The 24,516-nt window shown below is 59.8% G+C and carries 18 protein-coding genes and 3 tRNA genes; 12 read left to right on the forward strand and 9 right to left on the reverse strand.

Annotated features, from left to right (window positions below; translation table 11 throughout):
* The 9 genes from H7R73_RS10645 to H7R73_RS10685 all read left to right on the forward strand — a co-directional run bounded on the left by H7R73_RS10645 (nt 1) and on the right by H7R73_RS10685 (nt 13,087).
* On the forward strand, nt 1-1,257 hold the full coding sequence (locus H7R73_RS10645; RefSeq protein WP_182951706.1) for a hypothetical protein: 1,257 nt from the start codon (nt 1-3) through the stop codon (nt 1,255-1,257).
* Nucleotides 1,254-1,862, forward strand: coding sequence for a condensin complex protein MksE (locus H7R73_RS10650; protein WP_005330555.1), 609 nt, complete (start codon nt 1,254-1,256; stop codon nt 1,860-1,862). Before H7R73_RS10645 ends, H7R73_RS10650 begins: the two co-directional genes overlap by 4 nt.
* Complete coding sequence (locus H7R73_RS10655) at nt 1,859-4,621, forward strand: hypothetical protein (protein ID WP_005330554.1); 2,763 nt, start codon at nt 1,859-1,861, stop codon at nt 4,619-4,621. Before H7R73_RS10650 ends, H7R73_RS10655 begins: the two co-directional genes overlap by 4 nt.
* Nucleotides 4,618-5,490, forward strand: coding sequence for a hypothetical protein (locus H7R73_RS10660; protein ID WP_021140990.1), 873 nt, complete (start codon nt 4,618-4,620; stop codon nt 5,488-5,490). Before H7R73_RS10655 ends, H7R73_RS10660 begins: the two co-directional genes overlap by 4 nt.
* Before the next feature lie 373 nt (nt 5,491-5,863).
* On the forward strand, nt 5,864-6,808 hold the full coding sequence (locus H7R73_RS10665) for a hypothetical protein (protein WP_021140991.1): 945 nt from the start codon (nt 5,864-5,866) through the stop codon (nt 6,806-6,808).
* 309 nt (nt 6,809-7,117) lie between these two features.
* On the forward strand, nt 7,118-8,941 hold the full coding sequence (gene rmuC, locus H7R73_RS10670; RefSeq protein WP_005330548.1) for a DNA recombination protein RmuC: 1,824 nt from the start codon (nt 7,118-7,120) through the stop codon (nt 8,939-8,941).
* 250 nt (nt 8,942-9,191) lie between these two features.
* A complete protein-coding gene (locus H7R73_RS10675; RefSeq protein ID WP_021140579.1) occupies nt 9,192-9,623 on the forward strand; it encodes a hypothetical protein in 432 nt (143 codons plus the stop codon).
* Between the two features lie 312 nt (nt 9,624-9,935).
* A complete protein-coding gene (locus H7R73_RS10680) occupies nt 9,936-10,520 on the forward strand; it encodes a class I SAM-dependent methyltransferase (protein WP_005330546.1) in 585 nt (194 codons plus the stop codon).
* Nucleotides 10,517-13,087, forward strand: a complete 2,571-nt coding sequence (locus H7R73_RS10685) for a DEAD/DEAH box helicase family protein (RefSeq protein WP_232092769.1) — start codon at nt 10,517-10,519, stop codon at nt 13,085-13,087. Before H7R73_RS10680 ends, H7R73_RS10685 begins: the two co-directional genes overlap by 4 nt.
* A 123-nt stretch (nt 13,088-13,210) precedes the next feature.
* Here H7R73_RS10685 and H7R73_RS10690 read toward each other — a convergent pair whose 3' ends face one another.
* The 4 genes from H7R73_RS10690 to H7R73_RS10705 form a co-directional block, all read right to left on the reverse strand.
* Nucleotides 13,211-14,428, reverse strand: a complete 1,218-nt coding sequence (locus H7R73_RS10690; RefSeq protein WP_041211539.1) for a J domain-containing protein — start codon at nt 14,426-14,428, stop codon at nt 13,211-13,213.
* Nucleotides 14,429-14,588: 160 nt separating this feature from the next.
* Nucleotides 14,589-14,664 (reverse strand) — tRNA-His (locus tag H7R73_RS10695).
* Between the two features lie 124 nt (nt 14,665-14,788).
* A tRNA-Arg gene (locus H7R73_RS10700) sits at nt 14,789-14,865 on the reverse strand.
* 36 nt (nt 14,866-14,901) lie between these two features.
* A tRNA-Pro gene (locus tag H7R73_RS10705) sits at nt 14,902-14,978 on the reverse strand.
* A 203-nt stretch (nt 14,979-15,181) separates the two neighbouring features.
* On the opposite strand from H7R73_RS10705, the gene folD reads away from it, so the two are divergent.
* Nucleotides 15,182-16,039 (forward strand): bifunctional methylenetetrahydrofolate dehydrogenase/methenyltetrahydrofolate cyclohydrolase FolD, encoded by an 858-nt coding sequence (gene folD, locus H7R73_RS10710; RefSeq protein WP_010674955.1) that lies wholly within the window; start codon nt 15,182-15,184, stop codon nt 16,037-16,039.
* 84 nt (nt 16,040-16,123) lie between these two features.
* Here the strand turns inward: folD and H7R73_RS10715 are convergent, their stop codons facing one another.
* The 3 genes from H7R73_RS10715 to H7R73_RS10725 all read right to left on the reverse strand — a co-directional run bounded on the left by H7R73_RS10715 (nt 16,124) and on the right by H7R73_RS10725 (nt 19,372).
* Complete coding sequence (locus tag H7R73_RS10715) at nt 16,124-17,287, reverse strand: trans-sulfuration enzyme family protein (protein ID WP_103260262.1); 1,164 nt, start codon at nt 17,285-17,287, stop codon at nt 16,124-16,126.
* A 92-nt stretch (nt 17,288-17,379) separates the two neighbouring features.
* On the reverse strand, nt 17,380-18,402 hold the full coding sequence (locus tag H7R73_RS10720; RefSeq protein ID WP_103260261.1) for an isopenicillin N synthase family dioxygenase: 1,023 nt from the start codon (nt 18,400-18,402) through the stop codon (nt 17,380-17,382).
* 331 nt (nt 18,403-18,733) lie between these two features.
* A complete protein-coding gene (locus H7R73_RS10725) occupies nt 18,734-19,372 on the reverse strand; it encodes an NAD(P)-dependent oxidoreductase (protein ID WP_102948527.1) in 639 nt (212 codons plus the stop codon).
* Between the two features lie 100 nt (nt 19,373-19,472).
* Between H7R73_RS10725 and H7R73_RS10730 the strand changes: the two genes are divergently transcribed.
* A complete protein-coding gene (locus H7R73_RS10730; protein ID WP_103260260.1) occupies nt 19,473-20,372 on the forward strand; it encodes a LysR family transcriptional regulator in 900 nt (299 codons plus the stop codon).
* Between the two features lie 116 nt (nt 20,373-20,488).
* Nucleotides 20,489-21,388: an AraC family transcriptional regulator gene (locus H7R73_RS10735; RefSeq protein ID WP_103261139.1), complete on the forward strand. Its 900-nt coding sequence runs from the start codon at nt 20,489-20,491 to the stop codon at nt 21,386-21,388.
* Here H7R73_RS10735 and H7R73_RS10740 read toward each other — a convergent pair.
* A complete protein-coding gene (locus H7R73_RS10740; RefSeq protein WP_158657328.1) occupies nt 21,385-22,953 on the reverse strand; it encodes an EAL domain-containing protein in 1,569 nt (522 codons plus the stop codon). The genes H7R73_RS10735 and H7R73_RS10740 overlap by 4 nt on opposite strands.
* Nucleotides 22,943-24,466 carry a sensor domain-containing diguanylate cyclase gene (locus H7R73_RS10745; protein WP_158657327.1) on the reverse strand — a complete coding sequence of 508 codons (1,524 nt, stop codon included), beginning with the start codon at nt 24,464-24,466 and terminating at the stop codon, nt 22,943-22,945. Before H7R73_RS10745 ends, H7R73_RS10740 begins: the two co-directional genes overlap by 11 nt.
* Between the last annotated feature and the right edge of the window lie 50 nt (nt 24,467-24,516).

Raw genomic sequence — 24,516 nt, forward strand, 5'->3', positions numbered from 1 at the left:
ATGGCAAATCCCAAAAGTCTGATATTCCAACTGCATAAACATTGGGACGTCATCGAAGCATTGGTTCGGGCTTCGCGGGAATGGCCTGCTTTCGATGAGGCGATGGTGCTGAGGCTAATTGGCAAGTCCAGCCGGGGCAGTGACAGCGAGCCTGAGTGTGGAGAAATCTTGCGCAGCCTATGTAGCAGCGATGTCCTGCAGTGGCTTGAGCGAACCGATACCCTGCAGGTCAACCCCTTGGTGCAAGAGTTTGCGCGGGGGCTGTTACGTGAGCATGAGTTAGGGCTTTCTGCCGTGCTCAAGGCGCGTATCGAGGCCATCAAACAAGCGACAGCACAAATACTGGAAGGTTCTGAACCACTCAATCCCGATTATTTGCGTCAGGGCTTAGCCAAGATGTCAGACCTGTTGCGGCAGATCAGTTTGCAATTGGATCAGGATCGCCATGCCATATTGGAGCTGGCCGAACAGGCTAAATCCGCGGATGCAGCCATGCCAATAGCGCAACGTTATCGCTCAGTGCTTGAAGCCTATGACCAGTATGTGGAGCCCATGAACGAGATGATGGACTCCGGGCTTGCGGGCAACTTCTATCCCTTTCTGGAGCAGGCGGAGAGGGCTCTGGATCGGGCTGTAGAGGCCATCACCATACAAGGTGGGCTTTATACCCACCAGTTACAGTTGCGTCAGGTTTCTTATCAAGCCAAGGAGTTGCAGCGGTTGGGAAGATTGGTAGCCCAGCAATGTGCCGCCACCTTGCTGCCGCTGCGTGAAGAGCTGCGCGAGCATAATGGCCTGTCTGCCGCCATCAGCCAGTTGTTGGGGCGTGTGCGCAAACGTGGCCTCACGCGAGCTCTGCCGTTGCGCAATACGAAGGGGGCCTTGCCTGTCTGGCGGCAGGAGCGACCGCGACGCGTTAGTGTAGGCTTCGAGGTCAAGGATTTTATGGCCAGCGCCCTGGCGTACATACCGGAACTCATCCGTTTCCCGACGGAGGTCCCCTTCGACGCCTCACTGGTAGAGCCCATTGATGACGAGACCCTCAAACAACACCTGCAAGAGAGCCTGCCAGTGGAGAACCTGATGCTCTGGTTGCTACAGCATTATGGCGAGCAGCCGGATGCCACCTTGTTGCGACTCTACCACGAACTGGTGCGTGAGCCTCTTTGGCTGGCGAGCCTTCACCCAGATAGCACCACAACGGATTTGCAAGAGGTGCTGGTCAGTTATCACCCCTACAGGATCCAGAGATCATGATTACCTCTATTTCGCATCTGGAGTCGCTCGGTGCCCTGAGTGAGCTGTTTCGCCTGTTCAACAGCGGCAAGCACCTCAACCGGGTGGCGGAGCCTGCCCTGTGGGCCGAGCTGGAGCGGTGTCAGGAAAGCTATCAGGCTATTTTTGCCGCCCTGGGGTTTGAGCTTAAAGTCGAGCCACGTGGCTATGCCTGGTTTCATATCGAGGAGTCCGGCAGCCAAGCCAGCAAGACTAGCAAGCGCCTGGCGTTGTTATGGATGTGCTTGTTTGATACCCAGGCTGATGAGGGCAGACCCTTGTCCCGCTTTACGGAGTGGCGGGTAGACAAGGCCTTGCTGGCCAAGGCTCACGAGCATCATCAGGAGATCCTTGAGGCCGAGGGGTTGGAGCTGGATGGCTTCATCGCGTTGCTGGACAGCGCGGTCAAGCTCGGATTTGCGTTGTCACTTAACGGTTATTGGCAGTTATTGCCGGCGGTCTATCGCTATCTGGAACACTTCGAATCGTTGAGCGCATCTGGCCAAGACGATTCATTCGATGAGCCGCAGGGTGGCGAGGAAGATGAATCGGCAGAGGTGGGTTTGGATGAGGAGGAGGAAGCATGATCCAGTACGGGTTTGAGCGTCTGGTATTGTTGGGCAGTGCCGGGTATCAGAGAGCCGAGTTGCCGCTGGATGCTGCCGTCTCACTCATCGCCCCCAATAACACAGGTAAAACCAGCCTCATCAACGCGCTGCAGTTTTTATTGATCATCGACCAGCGACGCATGGACTTTGGCGCCCACGATCTGGAGAAGTCCAAACGATTCTACTTCCCCAACAACAGCGCCTACATACTGCTGGAAGCCTGTCTGCCAGAAACGGGGACCGTGGTGCTGGGATGTGTCGGCAAGGGGGTTAGCCATGACTATCAGTACTTTGCCTACAAGGGAGCGTTGGATCTGGATGATTATCGGTTGGACGGCGGCGCTCTGGTGGCGGAGCCCCAACTGGTAAACCACCTGGCCACGCGCCAGCGGCTGGTGTTTGTCTACAAGAGTCCCAATGATTTTCGCGATGCCCTGTATGGTGGTCGTCGCAAGCGGGCCGCCAGCGAGCCCGATTTCACCCTCTTTCATCTGGAGCATCAATCGGATGCTGCTGCCTATCGACAGGTCCTCACTCGTACCTTACGGCTGGATAGGCTCACCTCGGCCGATGTCAAAAATTATCTGTTGGAAATCTTCAAACGGGACTTGTCGGATGCGGCCATCGACTTTCGGCAAGAGTGGGAAAAGGCATTTAGCGAGGTCAATAGTGAACGGGCTCAGTATCAGGCGGCGGTCAATCAGTCTGCACGGATCCTGAGCTTGGCCAAACAAGTGCAAGAGCGTTTGACGCTCAGAGGCAAGCTCATCGTCTGGTGCCCACAGATAGAAGAAGACCTCAAGCAGTGGCACTCCTACTATGAGTCCACAGCAGAGGAATTGGCAGCCAAGGTGTTGCAATGCGAGACGGCACAAAAGCAATCGGGGAGCCGTATTCAGGAGCTGAGTGTCGAACGGCTCGTAAAACAGCAGTCCCATACTCAGCTGCTGGCGCTCAATCAGCAGCAAGCGGAGCTGGAGCGTCGGTTTACCCTGCTTTCGGGACGTGAGCAACTTGAAACACAGCTGGCGGCGGTCAAGGAGAATTTGGAGGCTCAGATCACCCTGCTGGGGCAGGTCAAGAGCCGCAGCGTAGAGGACATAAGGCGAGATTTACGTCGGCAACAGCAGTTGTCGATGAGCCTGCATCGGCAGCAGGAGACCTTGACCGACAATCTCTATCGACACATGGCTGATCATCTGAGTGAAGAGGAGTTACTGCGACTAAACCGGGTGCTCCAGGCCGGAGTGATGCAGCTAGGACCGGCAGATTTCGAACTGGATATGCCCCGGTTGAAACAACAGTTGTCACAGACGCCGGGCGAGACGCTGATGCTGGCTGGCCTGCGCATCAACCTTCATCGGTTGCATCCCCAGTTTCAGCAACTCAGTGAAGCCGAGCTGAAGGAGCAGATCAGGGATACCGACAGGCATATCGCCAGTTTGGAGGTGCAGCAGCAAACAGCCGAGCAGCGCCACCAGGCCGAGGCACACAAGCAACGATTAGAGCAGGAGCAGCAACAACTGCGGCAGGAGCTGGCCGACTTCGACACCTGGCAGCATCTATTGGCCCAGAGTGACCAGCGAGCAGAGCAATTGATAGCCCATGAACAAGAGCTGGATAGGCTACAGGCCGAGCTGGCAGCGATTAACCAGCAGCAATTGAGCTTGGTTGATCAACTCAATGCTTTGCGACAAGCGCAGATGCGACTGGATGATGAGCATAACGGCATCGTCACCATGCGTAACCAGCGCGAGGATCAGGGGCCAGAATTCGGTTATCTGGAATCTCTTTCCTACCATCCCTGGCTCGGGGGAGCCACCAGAACGCTGGATACCCTATATACCCGTTTGCAAGAATTCCAGACCGATAGTCGTCAATTGTTGGCGTTGAACAGCGCGTTGCAGCGCGGTTTGCAGGATTTGCACGCTGGCGGACTCACCAAGTATGAACACTGCCCGACTCAGGACGAGGAGTGGAGTCGGATCCTCGATTTCCATCAGATGTTGCCAAAAGAAGCCGAGGCATTGGAGAAGAAGGCGCGCAGTGCCGTGATCAATGTCACCGCCAGCCTGAAACAGCTCAGACAGGGGCTGAATGCTTTTAAGGCGCAGATGCGGGGCTTTAACCGGCTGGTGAGTCAGCGTCAACTGTCCGACCTCAGGGTTTTCAAAATCGAGCCCAGGGATGAAGCACACCTGGTGGAAGCCATCGAAATTCTGCTCGATAAGTCCGCTCAGGTGGAGACGGGGGAGAGCTTCGATCTGTTTAATCAGCAAAGCGTGCTGGATGATGTGCGATTGGATCGCGCCAAACAGACCTTGTTTGATGAGGGCAATGCCCGGCAAGGGCTCCGTGTCGCCGATCTGTTTCGCCTGGAGTTTGTGATAGGTAAGCAGGATCAGCAGGAGGAGTCCTTCACCGAGATAGACAGTGCGGCCTCCAACGGCACCGTATTGATGGCCAAGCTGGTGACCGGGCTGGCCATGCTCCACCTGATGCATCACAAGAACAAGCGCATCCGCACCATCTGTTATCTGGATGAGGCGCTGGCGCTGGATACCCGCAACCAGAAAAATCTGATCGATGTGGCGGCAGAATTCGGTTTTGCCCTGATCTGCGCCTCGCCAGCTCCGTTGACCACGGCACGCTATTGCGTACCTATCCATCACCATGCCGGCAAGAACCATATCAATCGGCAGAGCTGGCTGGTGCTTGCTCCCAAGGAGCGACCATGAGCCGTAGTTTGATCGCCGCCTTGCGCAAATTGCGCCAAGCCCCTGGAGGAGGGCTTGCCAGCTCTCAATTGAGCGAGGGGCAGCGACGTGAGCTGAGCAGCTTTGCCCGCGCTACCGGCAGCATACAGATGCGGCCCGAGGGCAGGGGAGTCGTATTTGAGATAAGGCTGCCCGCCGTGGTGGAACACCAGTGGCGACAACTGGTGCCGATAGAGCAAGCCGAATTGGTCGATGGTCTGCCACGCCGAGCGCGTAACATCGCCGCAACTCGCCGTAGCAAGGGGGCAGATCATGGGCATGAGTTCAGCTATCTGCTGTTAAAGGCCGGTCCCGGTCAGGTGGCGTGGCGAGATGATAAAGACAACCGGCTGGACTTGCGACTGAGCACCGATCAACTGGGCGTCGCCGCTCTGACTGTGCACGCCGACAGCACCTGGTATACCGAACATCCGCTATGGCTTGTGGAAAATCAGGCGCTGTTTGACCAGCTGGACTGGCTACCCTGCGCCCAGCCCGCCAGTGTTGCTTATTACAGTGGCCAATTGCCCAACACATTGTTGGATTGGCTCGCCTTGCGCCAGCGGGCGCCTGCGATCCACTTCTTTCCCGACTACGACGGAGTGGGTCTGCTCAACTTTGCCCGGCTTCGCAGCCGTCTTGGCCACAGCGTGGCCCTGTGGTTGATGCCCGAGTGGCCATCTCGTCTCGAGCGTTTCGGTTGTACCACGCTTTGGCAGGATACCCAGCGCGAATTCAACGCCATGCTGGCACACCCTGCGACAGCCGATTTCGACGTGGAAGTGAAGCAATTGATCCGGTCAATGCAAGCCAGCGGGATGGCGCTGGAGCAGGAAGCCGTGTGGTTGTGAGGAACTGCCCCGTCCGTCTCGCCTGCCTCTTATCTGTCTATTAGTTTGAAAATATCTGCTTGAAAATACGACATGTGCAAAACCCCAGTATCGAAGCCAATGCTGTTCACTTAAGAGAATTTGAGTTCCAGTCCACGTAGTATCAGGGCTAAAAAATGAGGGAGGCATGATGCCTCCCTCTTTCTATTGCAAGCCACGCTGGATAAAGGCTGAAGGAACATCGACTGGAAACAGCCTTGCTCCCCCAACTCAAGTCGCATTTATGAATAATTAGTCAAAAATGTGCTTATCTGAACAGCATTGCAGTATCGAAGCGGCTTTGCTCGAACGATATAGTCATCTGGGTTTTAACTGATGACTTGGGAGATAAAGGATGAAGGCGGCGACACGGCATGATTGGCAAGGGTTACAACCATTGCATCGAGATGCGCTCACCCTTCCGCTGAGCCTGCGCTTTCGCGATGAGCAGATGGCCAACATCCGACAGGGATTTATCCCTCCGGCGATGGAGTACAAATGGTTCTGCTATTTCGAAGGAGAAACTCTCCACCTATACCGGAGCTGGACGGGGAGCAAGGCGGCGGAAGTGCTCTTTGTTCGTGACAGTGAAGGTTGGTGGCTGGCATCGAGAATGCGGTTGTCGCTGGATCCTGATCATTTCGGCTGGTCTTTGGAGGAGGCCAAATCGATCATCGAAAGCGAAATTGCCTTTTATGCCGCCGGGCAAGTCCCCGCCGATGGCTTTGCGCAGATGCTGCAAACGGCGTCCCAAGCGGGTTATTTCGGCTCGCCCAGCGTCGTGCATGAATTGCTGTTTCCCTTCTTCCATTGTCTGCTCTGCAAGGGGGTGGCGCCGCATATCGAGGGCATCCCAGCGCGAAGCGTTGCCGATGTTGTGGAGGAAAATAAACGGGTAACGCGTGCGATCAGCAGGCAGACCGGGGAGGTGCACGGCCTGGAGGCGTGGCGCACGGCGGAGCAACTTGGCAAGGCCCTCATCCATTACTTCGAGTTGGATGAGGGGTGGCACGCAGGGGAAGATCTCGCCTTCACGCTCAGTGAGGGGCTGGCTGCCGTCGGCATTCAGGTATCCGAGGTGATCCTGGCCTTTATCCATGCGCCATCTCCCACGCTGGACGGCCTCATTCAGTATTTGAAGGTGATACAGGACTTTGTGGTCAGCGTCATGATGGGCACTAACAGCGCCTATTACCCGGATCTGGTGTTGGCGGATTTCAGCTGGGCGCGTCGCAATGAGTTTGCGGCCCAAGGCCGCGCCATGAGCCACGCGCGAGCGGACGAAGAAGACGTCGAATAGGAAGATGAGCCAACCCCGGGGACCGCATACCATCCCAGCCCGTCGACAAGCTCGACGCCATGCTCAAAGGTGCGGCCGACAAGCCTGTGAACGTCGCCATCCAACGGGATTTTTAATAAACATTCTGCTCAGTTGAGCATCAGCAGGCGGGAGTGTGAGTCACCATCGGTTTGCATGAAATCGGGCGTGTTAGCCTGTTGCACAGTAGTGGCCAGCATAGGCATTGACGCGATTATCGTGGTTATCGCCGGGCAAAAGCACTATTCGCACCACTTACATCTGCCTTTCAAGCACGCTTAAGGAGTATTCATGCAAATCAGCCAGTGGACTACGGAGATCATTGTCATCAGCGTCATCATTGCAGTCGCTTGCTGCGTGATTGGCTACTTTGTGGCGGCGCTGCGCCACGGCAACCGGCTCGGTCAGCTCACTAGCCAACTGGGGCAGGCACAGCAGGCACAGGGCTTGCTGACACAGCAATTGGCACAGGCTCAGGAGCAGCTCAAGGCGGCGGAACAACAATGTCATGGGCAGCAGGTGGAGGCCGGCAAGGTGCAGACCCAGCTAGAGGGTGCCAAAGAGCAGCTGCAAGAGTTGGCGACGCAATTGAGCGAACGTAAGGCTGCCAGCGAGGCCTTGCAGCAGCAGTTGAGCGCGGCCAAGGAGCAGCAACATGACGCGGAGAAGCGTCTGGAGACGGCACAGGCCGAAAACCGTGGTCAGAAAGAGCAGATCGCTGACTTGCGTGAACGCTTGAATCTGGCTGATGGGCAAAACCGAGCAGCCCATGATGAGATCAGCCAGCTCAAGGATAAGTTGGCCAATGAAGGCAAACATGCGCAATCCCTGCAGAGCGCGGAGCGCGAAGTCCGTGAACAACTGGTGGATGTCAAACAGACCCTGAAAGAGCGTGAGAACGCCATTCTCGGCCTGCAGGAGCGGTTGCATCAGGTTGATAACGAACACACCGAGCTCAAGACCACGCTGCAAAAGCGGGAAGAGCACTTCCAGGAGCAGCTGGGTCAACTTGCCGATGCCAAGAAGACACTGGCACAGGAGTTTGAAAACCTCGCCAACAAGATTTTCGACGAGAAGGGCAAGGCGTTCACTCAGAGCAGCCAGATCGGGATCGATAGCCTGCTCAAGCCATTTCGCGAGCAGATCGAAGGATTCCAGAAACGGATCAACGAGGTGCACGATGTCTCGGTGCAAGGCAGCGCTCAGCTCAATGCCGAGATCCGGAAGGTGCTGGAAATTGGTCTGAATATGAGCAAGGAGGCCAACAACCTCACGTCGGCCCTCAAGGGCGATTCCCAGCAGCGCGGAGCCTGGGGGGAAGCGCAACTGCGCCGCACACTGGAGATGAGTGGCCTGATTGAAGCGGCCCACTACGAAGTGCAGAGCAGCTTCAAGGATGCGGAAGGCAAGCACAAGCAGACCGACTATCTGATCAAACTGCCGGATGGCAAACACATCATCATCGACAGCAAGGTTTCTTTGGTGGCTTATGATCGGGCGGTAGCGGCCGAGAGCCCAGAGGCGTATCAGCTGGCGATGGCAGAGCATCTCAAAGCGGTGCGCAAGCATATCGACGATCTGGCATCGAAGGATTACATCAACTTGATTGGCATGCACAGCCCCAGCTTTGTGCTGATGTTCATGCCGATTGAACCCGCCTATATCGAAGCGTTGAAGCACAACAAGGATTTGTTCGAGTATGGATACAACAAGGGCATCGTACTGGTCTCACATACGACCCTGATCCCCATCCTGCGCACGGTATCAAATCTGTGGATGATCGAACGCAGCAATACGGAGGCCCGCGAGATCAGTGAAAAAGCCGGCGACATCTACAACCAGGTCTGCCTTGTTGCCGAACGTCTGAGCAGCTTGGGCGGCACGCTCAACACCGCCAGCAATCACTACAACAACACGGTCAAGGCGCTGGTGGGCAAGCAAGGGCTGTATGGCAAAGTGGAGAGATTCAACAAACTCTCGGCGAAGGCCAGCAAGACACTGCCGCAACTGGACGCCATGCATATGGACTTCGAACAGGATCGGTTGTCATTGATCGTCGAGGCTCTGGAAGAGCCCGGCACGATTGCCATAGAGGAAACGGCGCCGACGGCATAGTCGTTTAACGATGCAGATCGCGTAAAACAATCAAGGCGCTACACAGGCGCCTTGATTGTCTGGGTTGCAACCCATTGCCATCGTCGTCCAGCAGACCCCGCCGATAAACGCCGGCTCGGTGATCAGACACCCCGCATCTGCTCCAAAATGCGACATGTGTATGTAACCAGTATCGGCATGGGTATTGAGGCGGCATATACTGGACCCGCTTGAAGAGAGTCCCAGTCAGCCCCAACCAAGGAGCATGTTTATGTCACCTTCGTTACCCCCGCTCGGCGTATTAGCTGGTGCCCTGTTACTGCTGGTGGTCCAGAGTGCCGGGGCCGCCGACTGTACCTATCGCAAAGACAGCCTCGGTAATACCCGCTACCAGTGTGATGATGGCAATAGCGGCACCCTGCGCAAGGACAGTCTCGGCAACGTCAGGGATTCGCAAAGCGGCACCACCTGGCGCAAAGACTCTCTCGGCAATGTGCGCAGCAGCGAAGGCACCACTTACCGCAAAGATAGTCTAGGCAATGTACGGGTCAGCAATCCCAGCACCGGCGAGACCGTCACCTGGCGTAAAGATAGCCTCGGCAACCTGCGGTCCTCCAATGGCACAACTTGTCGCACCAACTCCTTGGGGCAAGTTAGATGTGATGGGCAGAGCACACCGCCAGCAGTGTTGGGCGCAAAGTGAACCCAGACTGTGGTTCTGATCTATTAGACCGCCATGATGAATCGCTGACGCAGCGTACATCTTGGCCAAATAGTAGAAATGATCGATTTGGTGATCTGGCTTCATAGAGCTACCGTGCTCTCAGGCTTAGAATAACACTCTTTTTGATAGCATGAACTGAGCGCCGTTAGGGTCAATAGAGCATTTATGAATAGCGAAGAAGGTGCCAGTTGGCCTTCCCGTACTGCGGATTGTCTGAAATGGCACTGACTCGATTTTTTTACCCCTAACTCTCTGTTAATCTGAGCGTTTTCTGCTAGGTGCCTGCTTACTATGTCTATCGATTACTACAACCAACACGCCGATAGCTTCGTCGAAGGCACGCTGTCGGTCGATATGCAGCCGCTTTACCAGCGCTTCCTGCCTCTGCTCGCTCCCGGCGCTCATATCGTCGATGCGGGCTGCGGCTCTGGTCGGGACAGTCTCTACTTCCGAGAGCAGGGCTTTCAGGTCACTGCGTTCGATGCCAGCGCGGAGCTGGCCCTGCGCGCCGAGCGCCTGCTTGGTCAGCCGGTGCAACTGTGCCGTTTCGATCAGTTCGTGGCTCCCGCGCCGGTCGATGCCATCTGGGCCTGTGCCAGTCTGCTGCATGTTCCCCGTGCCGAATTGGATGCCGTAATGGTCCATCTGTGCCAGCAACTCGCCGACGGTGGTCTGCTCTATTGCTCGTTCAAATATGGGGTAGACGAGACCGAGCGCGATGGCCGAGCCTTCACCCAGTTGGATGAGGCGGGGCTGCAAGCCCTGATAACGCCGTTGCCGCTGAGCGAGGTCGAGATCTGGCAGACTGCGGATCGACGCCCCGGCCGCGAGCAGGAGTGTTGGCTTAACGCCATCGTGCGCAAGGTCGGGTCATGAGTGCACCCGTGCTCATCAGCGGGGGAGAGGCGGGGGATCCGGAGTTCAACGATCCCCTGTTGCCACATCTGCTGGACGCCATCGCCCGTTGTGGCGAGGGTAGCCGCATTGAGTTGTGTGTCTCCTTTATTCGCCAAAGCGGGCTGGTGTTGTTGCGCGGTGCCCTGCACGAGGCGCTGGCGCGAGGAGCACGGCTTCGGGTGATCACCTCGGACTATCTGGAGGTGACCCAGCCGGTGGCGCTGCGCGAGTTGCTCAAATTTGATCCCGCTCGCTCTTGCGCGCTGATCTACCAGAGTCAGGGCAATCGCGGTTTTCACCTCAAGTCCTATCTGTTTGTCCAGCACGCAGCCCAGTACCTAGGCCAGCAAGTTGGCCAGGAAGGGTCGCCAGCGGTGCTCGGTGGTCAGGCGTTTCTCGGCTCCAGCAATATCTCTGCCGCCGCCCTTACCGAGTCGCTGGAGTGGAACTGGTCGCTCAGGGCTGAGCCGAGCGGACCCAGCGAGCCGCATCACAGCCTGCGTCAGCTCGCGGCTCAAATCGAGCGGCTGGCGCAAGACGCGCGGGTCGTGCTCCTTACCCACGACTGGATCGATGGCTACCTCGCTCGCTATCGGCAGAGCGCGCTGCGGGAGTTGCGGGTGCTCACCGGGGATCATCGCAGCAGCGCCGAGCAGCTGCGTGAAGCCCCCATCCCCAACAGCGTGCAGCAAGAGGCGCTGATGGCGCTGCAAGCCGCGCGGGCACAGGGGCATAAACGGGGCGTGGTGGTCATGGCGACCGGCCTTGGTAAGACTTGGCTCGCGGCTTTTGATGTGCGCCAGATGCAGGCGGCCCGCCTGCTGTTTGTTGCCCATCGGGAGGAGATCCTGACCCAAGCGCGCCAGACCTTCTTGCACATGGTGCCGCGGGCAAATTCGGGCCTCTATCATGGTCAGCAGCAGGATGAGGCCGACTGGCTGTTTGCCTCCATCCAGACCCTGGGCAAGAGTCAGCATCTGCTGCGCTTTGCACCGGATCACTTCGATTACGTGGTGGTCGATGAGTTTCATCATGCCGCCTCACCCTCCTACCGGCGCTTGCTAAACCACTTCAAGCCCCGCTTCCTGCTCGGGCTGACCGCGACCCCTGACCGCACCGATCAGGCCGATATTCTGGCGCTGTGCGACAACAATCTCGTCTTTGAACGGGGGCTGGCCCTCGCCATCGAGCAGAAGATGCTGGTGCCGCTCACCTATCACGGCATTTTGGATGACACCGTCGACTATGCCGCGCTGCCTTGGCGCAACGGTCAGTTTGACCCCCATGCGCTGGAGAGTGCCTTCGCCAGTCAGAAGCGGGCTCAGCACGCCCTTAGCCAGTGGCGACGTTTACGCCAGCAGCGCACGCTGGCCTTCTGCATCTCGACCCGTCATGCCGATTTTATGGCCAGCGTCTTCCAGCAAGCCGGTGTGCGGGCGATAGCCGTCTATGCGGGCTCCCGCCAGGGGCGACAAGCCGCCCTGGAGCAACTGGCCGCCGCCGAGCTTGATATCATCTTCTCGGTAGATTTGTTCAACGAAGGCACCGACTTGCCCGCCATCGATACCGTGCTGATGCTGCGCCCCACCGAGTCGCGCATCGTGTTCCTGCAACAGTTGGGGCGGGGCTTGCGCCTCTATCAAGGCAAAGAACGCCTGGTGGTGATCGATCTGGTGGGCAATCACAAGGCGTGTCTCTACAAGCCCCAGCTGCTGCAAACGCAATTGACCCGCCCACCAACGCACGCAAATAGGGCGATGCCGCTGGCGGCAGGTTGTTTTATCAATCTGGATCCCAAGCTGCTTCCGCTGCTGGCGCTGTTAAAAAAGCAGCAGAAACCGACTCTGATTGAGACCTATCAGACCCTCAAAGAGCACCTCGGCTATCGCCCCACCGCGCGGCAAACCTGGGCAGTCCGGCTGGGTGAGCAACTGCGTTTCGATACCCAAAAACAGGGGGGCTGGTTTGAGCTGCTCGCCCAAGCGGGCGATCTGGGGGAGGAGGAGCTGCGCGTGCTGAACCGGCACGGCGACTTTCTGCGTTCGGGGGTGGAGCACACCGCGCTCACCAAGAGTTTCAAGTTGATCCTGCTATTGGCGCTGCTCGAACTCGACGGCCTGCGTGAGCCACCCACCTTGGCGGCGCTGGCCAGCCACTCCCGTTACCTGTTTGAGCGGCATCCCGAGCTGGCCCGCCTCGATCTACCGGTCAAGCAGCAAGCCCTGAGCGCCGACAGCCCGGCTTGGCTCAGTTACTGGAAGAGCAATCCGATCAAGTTCAGCAGTGGCGGCAATCCAGGCGCCAAGGGGGAGTACTGGTTCGAGGTAAGGGAGGATCGCTTCTGCCCACGCTTCGCGGTGAGTGAGGAGGATATCGATCCTCTGCATCGCATGGTGCAAGAGCTGCTGGACTTGCGTCTGGCCCAATATCAGCAGCGCAAAATCGCATCGGAAGCCGCCATTTCCCCTGAGCCCTTCACAACTATCCACGATGAGGAACAGGCGCTGGCGCCTGATGCCAAAGCGCGTCAGGTGACCCTGATTTAAGGCTGGCTATCCGATAGCACGATCAGTGTAAAAACAAGCAGTGTAAAAACCAGCAGCGTGAAAGCAATCAAGGCGCCAGTGGCGCCTTGATTGTTTGGGGAGATGGTCGGTCAGCGCTGGCCGTTACCGAAACAGCCATTCCATATCGTCCTCTTCCTCACGCCACCTTATTTGCTGCTGATCCCAGCGGGCCGCCAGATAGGGTTTGAGGGTCTGCAGGGTGGTGATCTCGGCCAGCTGGGCAGTCAGGTGATCGATATCACGCAGCAAATAGTCCCGATGTTCGGCAAAGGCCTGCTCGGTCTTTTTCTTGGATGATTGCTTGAATTTGTGCAGCACCGCGCCCATTAGCCCGTCTTGCCCGCCGTAGTAGCTGACTTCGAGCTCGCGTAGCTGGCGTTTCAGCATCGGGTTGAGGTAAGCGAGGTTCTCGTCACTGAGCAGGTTATCGAACTCGGGTAGGTGAGCGTGGGCCAGCTGTAACAGGGTGAACATCTCTTTGTTTTCCCAAGCCTGACTGAGTTGGCCCATGATGCGGGTCTTTTCCGCCTGCATGGCGGGGTCGGGTTCCCGATCCGGGTGCAGCGCCAGGGCGAGCTTGCGATAGAGCTGCTTGAGGCTGGATTTGCTGAACAGCTGTTCGATGCGCATCTCTTCCTCTTGCTCACGACGGGTGCGCGTGTGGGCAAAAGCATCTTGCTGCTCAGCGCCGAAGGGGGACTCATCGGCAAACAACTCATCATCGTCGAAGAGGGCATCCTCTTCCTCACCAGCGGTGTCACTCCCGTTGGCCATTTTCTGCTTCGCCGCGTTTATCAGGTACTCGTGCAACAGAGCGGGGTTTTTGACCATATCGCGCAAGGTGTCGATGTCTTCGGGGCAGTGACCACAAGTTTCCATCAGCATATGGGTAAGTTCATCACACTGATAGTCGAGCTGTTCGTCATCCATGTGCAGGGCGGTATTGGTTTGGATTTGGTGATAGAGGGGGGCCAAATCCATCTCGCCACGAAACGGATTGGACTCGAGATAGTTGATGAGATCGTGGATCCAGTGGTGCAAGGTCTCCCGTTGCCACTGGGTAAAGCTCTTGCGAGCCGTAAAGTCGGTCAGTCGCTTGGTGAGGGCAAAGATGAGCTCGCATTGTTGACGCTCAAGGGGTTCGATGTCGCTGGTGAAGCGCTGATAGATATCGCGGCCGTTGAGGGTTTGCTTGTCGATTTTTGCCTGTAGCTTTTCGAGCGCTTGCCAGTTGCGGTGGAAGAGATCGAGGGCGGGGTTACCCGTCGTGGGGGAGGGCTGGCGAGCGGGCTGCTTGCGAGCTGGATTACGAAGAGACATAGGCCGCCTCCATAGGCGTTATTTTGTTCGCTAAAACAAAAAAACTGGCGCGGGGCCGGTTTATCGCCGCGCATAAATAGCGCGAAGTCTGCCTTGCAGATGAGTTGCTGGCCATATTAAAGCCTTTCTTACGCAACAGATAGCAACAACAGAGAAATAATGGGGTGGCTGATGGGGCTCGAACCCACAACAACCGGAATCACAATCCGGGACTCTACCAACTGAGCTACAACCACCACTGAAATCATCGCCATTTTGTGTCTGCCAAGGCCTGGCCAAGGTCATCCTGAGATAATCTGCCGAATGGACGATAAGTCACACTCTTCATCAATAACTCAATGATTTAAAACACATTTTAAATGGCGCGCCCTGCAGGATTCGAACCTGCGACCCACGGCTTAGAAGGCCGTTGCTCTATCCGACTGAGCTAAGGGCGCGTTGTATCAAGAAATCCGGGGATTTCCCGATGAACCTGGTCGGTGATAAAGGATTCGAACCTTTGACCCTCTGGTCCCAAACCAGATGCGCTACCGGGCTGCGCTAATCACCGAAAATTCGCCATCCAGCATACCTTCGGCGGCACCACTGGGCAACGGGCGGGCATCATACCCAAGCGCCAAAGTCAGCGTCAACGACTTTTTCCACCAGTAAATTCAAGTGCCTACTTATTGCCCTCCCTGCGAGAGCCGCTAACACCCGCGCCAAAAAAATGCGACAATGCGCCGCAGTTGAACACATGGTGAGTGAAGAACGATGTCTGCCAAAATCATTGATGGAAAACAGGTTGCGCAAACGATTCGCAATCAGGTCGCCGCGCAAGTCCAACAGCGGTTGGCGCAGGGGAAACGGGCACCGGGTCTGGCGGTGATCCTGGTGGGGCTGGATCCGGCCTCCCAAGTCTATGTGGGCAGCAAACGTCGCGCTTGTGAAGAGGTGGGATTTGTCTCCCGCTCCTATGACCTCAGCGCCACGGCGACACAAGCGGAGCTGCTGTCCCTGATCGACCAGCTCAACGAGGATCCGGAAGTGGACGGCATCCTGGTGCAGTTGCCCTTGCCGGCCCACTGCGATACCACCCAGGTGCTGGAGCGCATTCGTCCCGACAAGGACGTTGATGGCTTCCATCCCTACAACGTGGGTCGTCTGGCCCAGCGCATCCCGGCGCTGCGACCCTGCACCCCCAAGGGGATCATGACCCTGATCGAGACCACCGGCGTCAAGACCCATGGTCTGCATGCGGTGGTGGTCGGGGCTTCCAACATCGTGGGGCGCCCCATGACGCTGGAGCTGCTGCTGGCCGGTTGCACCACCACCACCTGTCACCGCTTCACCCAGGATCTGGAGACCCAGGTGCGCCGGGCCGACTTGCTGGTGGTGGCGGTGGGCAAGCCCAACTTCATTCCGGGGGAGTGGGTCAAACCCGGTGCCCTGGTGATCGACGTGGGCATCAACCGCCTTGCGGACGGCTCCCTGGTGGGAGATGTGGAGTATGAGACCGCGCGCAATCACGCCGCCTTCATCACGCCGGTACCGGGGGGCGTGGGCCCCATGACGGTCGCCAGCCTGATGGAGAACACCCTGAGCGCCTGCCAGGATTACCACGACGCCTGATGAGGGCGACGGGCAGAAAAGAGAAAGGGAAGGCATTGCCTTCCCTTTTTTTATTGCGTCACTCCCCCGGATCGCCACTGGGTATCAGAGGAGGGCCAGGGCGGCGGCCAGATCGGCAATCAGATCGTCGGTGTCTTCCACCCCGATGCTGAATCGAATGAGATCGTCATTGACCCCGGCGGCGAGGCGGCTTGCCTCGTCCATGGCGGCGTGGGTGGTGCTGGCCGGATGGCAGGCGAGGCTCTCGAGATCGCCGAGGCTCACCGCCTGCACGAAGAGTTGCAGGTTGTCGAGCAGGGTAGCGCAGCGCTCAAACCCGCCCTCCAGCTCGATGCTCACCATGCCGCCAAAGCCGCTGGCGAAGGCGCCGAGGGCATCGTGGCCCGGATGGCTGGCAAGGCCCGGGTAGATCACCTTCTTCACCGCCGGGTGGGCATCCAGGAACTCGGCCACCTTCTGGGCGTTGTGCAGGTGGGCATCCATGCGCAGGGGTAGGGTCTTGACCCCCCGTTGCAGCAGGTAGGCCTCCTGGGGGCCGATGGGAGAGCCGATGTGCTTGAGGGCCACGGTGCGAATCGACTTCATCAGCGCGTGAGAGCCCGCCACCACCCCGGCGATGATGTCGCCGTGACCGCCCAGGTACTTGGTGCCGCTGTGCATGACGATGTCGATGCCAAGCTCCAGCGGGCTCAGCAGATAGGGGGTAAGGAAGGTGTTGTCACACACAGTGATGGCACCCACCTTGCGGGCCGCCTCCACCACCACCCGCGGATCCACCACCTTGAGGGTGGGATTGGTCAGGGTTTCAAAGAGTACCACCTTGGTGGCGGGGCGGATGTTGGCCAGCAGCGCCTGATCGCTCTCATAGGCGGTGATCTTGATGCCGGCGCGGCTGAAGGTCTGCTTGAGGAAGGCATCGGTGCCGCCGTAGAGGGGGCCGATATAGGCCACTTCATCACCGCTGTCGGCCAGGGCATACATGATGGCACTCACCGCCGCCATGCCGCTGGCCACCACCAGTGACTCATCTGCACCTTCGAGGGCTGCCAGCTTCTGCTCCAGTTCGGCGGTGGTGGGGTTGCCAAAGCGGCTGTAGATGAAGCCGGGGGCTTGACCTGCGAAGCGCTCCTTGCCCGCCTGGGCGTTGAAGTAGCTGAAGGTGCTGCTCTGGTAGAGCGGGGTGGTGAGGGCGCCGGTCTGGGGATCGATCCGCTGGCCGCTGTGCACGCTCATGGTCTTGAATTTCATTTTTTTACTCCGTCATTGTCAGGTCGTTGCCCGACTGCTTGTGTTATCCGGGGCGCCGTCGCGCCCCTTTTTTAATGTCGAGTGGCGGGTTGTCAGACTAGCGCTGGCTCGCGCTGCGGCTCGCCTGCATAGTGGCGGGCCGCCACATCCGGGTGGGAGCGCAGCCTCCCCTTGAGCACGTTCTCCCCCACCTGATAAAAGAGCGGGTTGGCGGGATCGCTCTGGGGCCCTTCGGCCAGCGCCGCCAGCTCGGGGGAGAGGCTAAGCAGTGGCACCGTCGCATCCAGCCTTGCCGCCATGAAGAAGGCGCAGGAGAGGCGCGATACCCCGGGAGGGGGGCTCACCACCCGGTGCAGGGTGGCCTTGAGGTAGCCGTCGGACGCGAGCTCCAGCAGCTCGCCGATGTTGACCACCAGGGCGCCCGGCAAGGGGGGCGCGGGGATCCAGCCATCCGCCGTCTCCACCTCGAGCCCGGAGTGATCGTCCTGCATCACCAGGGTCAGGTAGCCGGGATCCTTGTGGGCACCTACCCCCTGACCACTGCTGCCTTCCGGTTGTCCGGGGTAGTGAATGAGCTTCATGTGCTGGTAGGGGGCACCGCGAATGCTCTCGTCAAATACGCCGGCGGGCTGCCCCAGCACCTCTGCGAAGGCGTCCAGCAGGGTGAGGGTGATGTCGCTCAGTCGATCCTGCCATGCCAGCAGACGTGTCTTCATCTCGGGCAGGGCGGCGGGCCACTGATTTGGGCCGATGAGGCGCTGCCAGGGTTCACGAATGTGCGCCACAGGCAGGGCCTGGGCCTCGTTCATGATATCGAACTGCTCCCGCAGATCCGGCCGTGCCCGGGTGAGCTCTGCCCCCACCTGGTTGTAGCCGCGAAAGTGCGGGGAGTGAACCATCTGCACCGCCAGTTTTTCTTCAAGTGGCAGGGCGAAGAAGCGGGCGGCGAGCGCCAGGGTCTCCTGGCGCGCCGATTCGCTCAGATCATGGCCCACCAGATAGAAAAAGCCCACTTCGCGGGCGGCCTGGCCGAGCTGCGCCAGCATCTGGCTGCGTGCAGCCGGGGTGCCTTTGAGGGCGGCGAGATCGATGATCGGCAATGATGGGGTGGTCATGGGCATCTCCTCACTTTCCGTGAACGGGGTCTGCGTGCCCCGGCGTGCGGGGTGTTGCGAAACCGGGGCGCACTCTTCTTGAGTGGCGCCGTTTGGGTTGAGGGTGATGCTACTGTTCGAGGTTATAAGGTGGAAGCAACAAAATATTCTTAGTTATATACAAAATTCGAAATGGAATTCGGACTTGAGCGAATGGAACGAGCAACGGGCGGCTCAGGCGGCGATCTGCCGTACCGGGTGAGAGCGACATTGGCGTGACGGGATAGACGGAGGGAGGCATCCGCCTCCCTCCGTGTGACTGTCATGGGAAGGGTTGCTGGCGCGCCTTTCCTCAATAACCCAGGGTGAAACGCTGGCGCAGGTGAGCCGGTGCTTGCGCCTCGTTCAGCACCCCGTCCGCCAGATCGCCGACCGTGATCCCGGCGGGCTGCTCGCCGCTGAACAACACCTGATCCGTGCCAAGGCGGTAACCGCCGCGCTTCTCGCCGGGTTCGAGGAACACGGGTGGGGAGACGAAACGCCAGTCGAGGGTGGTTTCCCGGCGAAGGGCGGTGAGACCATCCCGGGCCGCGAGGGCCCCTTGCTTCCACTCTGCCGGGAACTCTGGGGTGTCCACCAGCTGCACGCCCGGGGCGATTTCCAGACTGCCGGCACCGCCGACTACCAGCAGCCAGCTCCCGGCGTCGTTGGCGGCGGCCACGATGGCGCTGGCCCCCTTGAGGTACTGATCGTAGATGTCCGGGGCACTCCAGCCCGGGTTGTAGGCACTGATCACCCGATCGTGCCCCTTGAGCACCCTGGCCAGTGCCTGGCTGTCCTGGGCGTCCACCGCCACGGCGGTGACTTGCGGGTGAGCGGCGACCTTGCTCACGTCACGCACGATGGCGGTGACCTGATGACCGCGGCTGACGGCCTCCTGGAGGATGGCTGAACCGACAAAACCGCTGGCACCGATGAGGGCAATCTTCATGGGAATTCTCCTTCACTGTGGGAATGGGGCTATCCTACGCCCCCGAGTATGATTTAATAATCCACTTAAAATTGCATTCACTTGTAAGCAGGGCTTCATAATGGATCAGCTCAGACGCTACACCATCTTCGCCGCCGTGGTGGAGGCGGGCAGCATGACCGGCGCCGCCAAGGCCCTCGGCATGACCCCGTCCGCCGTCAGCCAGCATATCAGTCAACTGGAGAGCCAGCTCGGTCTGCCCCTGCTGCACCGCTCCACCCGCCGCCTCAGCCTGACCGAAGCGGGGGAGGTGGTGTGGCAGGGCTGCCAGTCGTTGCAGCAGACCCTGAACGACACCGAGCTGCGCCTCTCGGAGGTGCGCGACAGCCTGCTCGGAGAAGTGCGGATCACCGCGCCGGTGGGAATGGCCGGCCAGCCCCTGGCGCGGGCGCTCTCGCCGCTGCTGCAGGCTCACCCCGGCCTGTGCATCCAGATCATTGCCGACGACGAGAAGCGGGATCTCATCAAGGATCGCATCGACGTGGCGCTGCGGGTCGGCACGCTTGAAGATTCCACCCTGGTGGCACGCAGGCTGGGTCAGACCCGGATGCTGCTGTGTGCCTCGCCCGCCTATCTGGCACGCAAGGGCACGCCGCGCAGCCCGGCGGATCTGCTGGCCCACGACTGGCTGGCCTCGGACATGCTGGGGGGCGGGATACTGCTGCTGGACGAGAAGGGGGAGGCCCACAAGATCAAGCCCAAGCCCAGGGTGCTGTGCAACAACGTCTTGCCCCTGCGCCAGTTTACCCTGGCAGGGCAGGGGATTTCGCTGCAACCGGAAGGTGAAATAGAAGAAGATCTCGCCACCGGTCGATTGCTCGCGCTGCTGCCGGGCTTTTTGGCCCCTCCCATGGAGATCCATGCCATCACCCCCCAGCGGGAGATCCCGGAGAAGGTGCGGCGGGTGATCAGCGCCCTTCGCAGCCACTTTGCCGAGCATGGCCAGAGCCGTCTACCTTGAGCGAGGCGGGATGAATAGCCAGGCGGTGCGCCGGCCTTGCGGTCGGCGCGACACCCCTGTTTAATGTGGCCCTCCCGGGCCAGAGCGCCCTCTGCTGGCGTGGTCTCAAGCGCATCATGACACCGACTTCTCCCCACCCACTCCGTGAGCCGGCACCCGAGGCGCGCGCCCACCTCACCCGCATCGAGCGAGTGCTCGACTACATCCATGCCAATCTGGATCAGCCGCTCTCCCTGGAGGCGCTGGCCCGGCAGAGCTGCTGGTCCCGCTGGCAGTTGCAACGGGTATTCCTGCATGAGACGGGCCAGACGGTGGCTCACTATGTGCGCGAGCTGAAGCTGAGCATGGCGGCGGAGGCGCTGCTCTCCACCCGGCTGCGGGTGCTGGATGTGGCGCTGGATCACGGGTTTGGCTCCGAAGTGAGTTTCAGCCGCGCCTTCAAGCAGCAATTTGGCTGCTCGCCGCTGGCGTATCGCAAGCGGGGCCTGCGGCTGGGGCTGCGCACGCCCCTGGTGCGGGCGGCGGTCCCCCGCTCTGCCTCTCCCAACCTGGTGCAGGTGCGCATAGAGAGCCTGCCGGCGTTCACCTTGTTGGGGGTCAGGGGCACGATCCGGGGGTTGTTCGATGCCTCACCGGATTTTCAGCAGACGGTGCCCGCCATCTGGCGAGCGCTGCGCGCGACGGGGGCGCTGGACCTGTCGAGGGAGTGGCTGGGGGTGGTGGATGTGTCGGGGGCAGGGGAGCGGCTGCCTTACTGGGCCGGAGTGGCCACGACGGCGCCTACGCCCCCCGGCCTGTCGAGTCTCAACGTGCCGGCTCAGGAGTATGCCGTGCTCATCCACAAAGGACCCATTGCCCAGCTGGGGGAGAGCCTGCACTGGTTCATCCTGCACTGGCTGCCGGAGTCGGCATACCGGGGGCTGGACGGTTTCGAACTGGAGCGCTATGCCCCCGGCTTTGACGGCCAGCAGCCCGACGCCACCATGGAGTACTGGCTGCCCGTCGCCCCCCGTTAGGGAAGGAGGCTCACCCCGGCATGGCGCCGGGATGGCTCCGGGCGTGTGGCGCTGGCCAGGAGATCAGTGAACTTGGCCGGTGGCAGCGGCTTGGCGAAGTAGAAGCCCTGCAGGTAGTCGATGCCATAGTGGCGTGCCATCTCGACCTGCTCCTGGGTCTCCACCCCCTCGGCGACCAGAGCCAGCCCCATGCGATGGGCGAGATCCAGGATGTTTTCGACGATATGGCGGGAGGGGCCTTCCTCTTTCATTCCCTTGATAAAGCTGCGATCGATTTTGATGATGTCCACATGGAACATCTGCAGATAGCAGAGGCTGGAGTGGCCGGTGCCAAAGTCATCGATGGCGATGAGCACGCCCAGCTCGTCCAGGGCATCGAAGATGGCGCGGGTCTGCTCGTCCGCATCCACCATCTCTCGCTCCGTCACCTCGATCACCAGGCGCAGATCCTGGCCCGGGAAGGCGTGAAGAAAGTCGCGGCACTCGGCGACGATGTCCTGGTTTTTGAAGTGCTGGGCGCAGACATTGACGGCGACGTGAAAGCCGGGGGGCAGCCTGTCGGCTATCTCGACCAGATAATCCCGGGTCTGGGCCATCAACTGGCGGGTCATGGGTACTATGTAGCCGCACTCCTCCGCGAGGGGAATGAAGTGGTTGGGGGCAATCATCCCTTGTGTGGGATGACGCCAGCGCATCAGCACTTCACAACCGCGCAGGCGCCCCTGCCTGTCCATCACGGGTTGCAGATAAGGGATGAACTCCCGGGCCGCCATGGCTCTGGCGAGCTCGCTGCGGGGGGAGCCGCTGCGCCCCCTCAGATAGAAGGTGAGCAGCCCCAGCAACAGCGCCAGCACAGGGGCGGCAAGCAGGTTCTCCTGGTTGTACGCCCAGGCAAACGCCAGCACTTCCTTGTAACCGTTGAGCGCCACCAGGCGATAGGGATGAGCGGTGGGCTCGCTTTGTTGCAGACGTTGTCCCCCTTCCAGCAGGCGGGCTGCGGGCAGGGTCCTGCCGTGGCCATCGAGGGCCTGGTCCCCGAGGAGGAAGAAGAGGTTGTCCTCTCCCATCACGGCCTGCAAGGCGCCGAAGATGTGGAAGCCGTCCAGCTCCACCAGCAGGGTGCGATCGCCGGATGGCTGACGGTAGAGGATGGCGGTCTGCCCGGTGATGGGGCTGTGTCTGGCGAGGATCAGCGTCTGGTTGCCCGCCGGGCCACGGGGAATATCCCGGGTGAGGATGGGTCTGTGCAGGGTGGTACAGCGCAGTTGCTGCCCCTCCAGCACATAGAGTGCCCGCGCATAGGGGGAGGCGGTGATGAGGTCGCGCAGGGCCAGTTGCTCATCCTGGCAGCGGCCCATGGCGAGGGGGCGGGCGGCCTCGACCAGGGACTGACTGTCGTTGATGGCACTCTCTATCATGGCCCGGGCATGGTTCAGGCTGCGCGCGTTGTCCTTGCGAAGGCCGCTGGCCGCCTGCAGGAGGTTGAGGGCGGTGAGGCCGACCAGCAAGAGGAGCCCGAGCACGATGGCCAGACGCAGACGCTGTGCCAGGGGATCAGTCGGCATGGTGCACCCGATTCTTGCCGGCATCCTTGGCCTGATAGAGCGCCTGATCGACCCGCGCCAGCAGTTGCTCGGCGGACTCCTGTCGCCACAGTCCCAGCCCGGCAGAGAAGGTCACCACCAGGTCCGGTTCGCGCCATGGTCGCTGTGCCACCTGGGTGCGCCACTGCTCGAGCATCGTCCGTGCTCTGGTGCTGTCATCCCCGGGAATGATGATGGCCAGCTCCTCGCCGCCGTAGCGGTAGAGGGTGGCCTCCTGGCCTGCAATCTGCCGCCCTTCCCGGGCAACCGCCCGCAGGACGTCGTCACCGACCGGGTGGCCGTGGGTGTCATTGATGGATTTGAAGTTGTCCAGATCGATCAACCCCAGGCAGAAAGGGCGGCCGGCAATCAGCTGGTCGTCGAGTGCCTTGTCAAAGCAGCGGCGATTGAACAGACCCGTGAGGGCATCGGTGTTGGATGCCTCCACGGCTTCCTGCATCTGGCGATGGCCGCTCTGGATCTCCTGGCGCAACTGATCCCCCGGTTTGCCCTGGTGGATGCGTCCGGCGCGCATCAGGGCGATGATCTCGAAAATCATCTTACTGAGCACATGACGCAAGGACCACCAGCAGAGCAGGCAGATCAGCATGCAGCCCACCAGGGTGATCTGGAGCTGGTGGGACTCGCTGCTGCTTACCTCCTTGAACCTGGCATCGCTGACGGCATAGATGACGAACCAATCCGGGTTGGAGAAGGAGTAGTAGTAGAGGTGGGTCTGGCGCTTTGCATCGAAGAGGTGGTCGGCGCCGTTGGTCATCTGCTCGATGAGCCGGCGGTCCACGCGATGGCGAAACAGGTTGCCCACATCCGAATGCAGCAGGATGTCGCCCGCCCGATCGACCAGGTAGAACTCCCCCTTGAGAGGGCTCATGAGCTGACGCAGGGGATAGCTCATCTGCTCGAGATCCACGTTCATGGCCAGGGTGCCGAGGAAGAACCCCTCCTTGTCGAGCAGGGGGCGGGAGACGGAGACGCTGCGGCTCTTGTCATCGAACTTGCTGGTGTAGTGGTCGGTGTAGTGCACGAAGAGGGTTCGCACGGCGGCCGCGAGAAACCAGGGGCGCTCCCTGGCATCAAAGTGCTCCCCGACCGGCAGATGGGGGATGGCGTTGAACCGCCCCTGCGGATCGGCGAGCAGGATGTTCTTCACATAGGGGGTGAGCGCCAACGTTTGCATCAGGGAGAGGCCAAGGGGCGTGTGATCCTCATTGAGGAAGGCATCCAGGCCTGATTCATCGATGACACTGCCCGTTTCGTTGAGGACATGCTCCAGTGACTTGAACTGTGGCTCGATGGACTGGGTCGCCATGTTGTGCACGAACATGGCCGCCACCTTGTGGTACTTGCGCTCGGCAGAGGTCCGGATGCTGACACTGACGGCCATCAGGGCGATAAGCAGGGTCAGGATGATGACTCCGAAGGTGACGTTGAGCTGGGTATCGCAGTGCAGATTTTGGTGGGCGGTCTCATTCATAGGCGTGTGCTGATGGCTTGGTATTGTCTCAATCAGGGCTGATAAAAGGG

It is taken from the genome of Aeromonas sp. WP2-W18-CRE-05, from assembly GCF_014168615.1.
Lineage (GTDB): Bacteria > Pseudomonadota > Gammaproteobacteria > Enterobacterales > Aeromonadaceae > Aeromonas > Aeromonas caviae.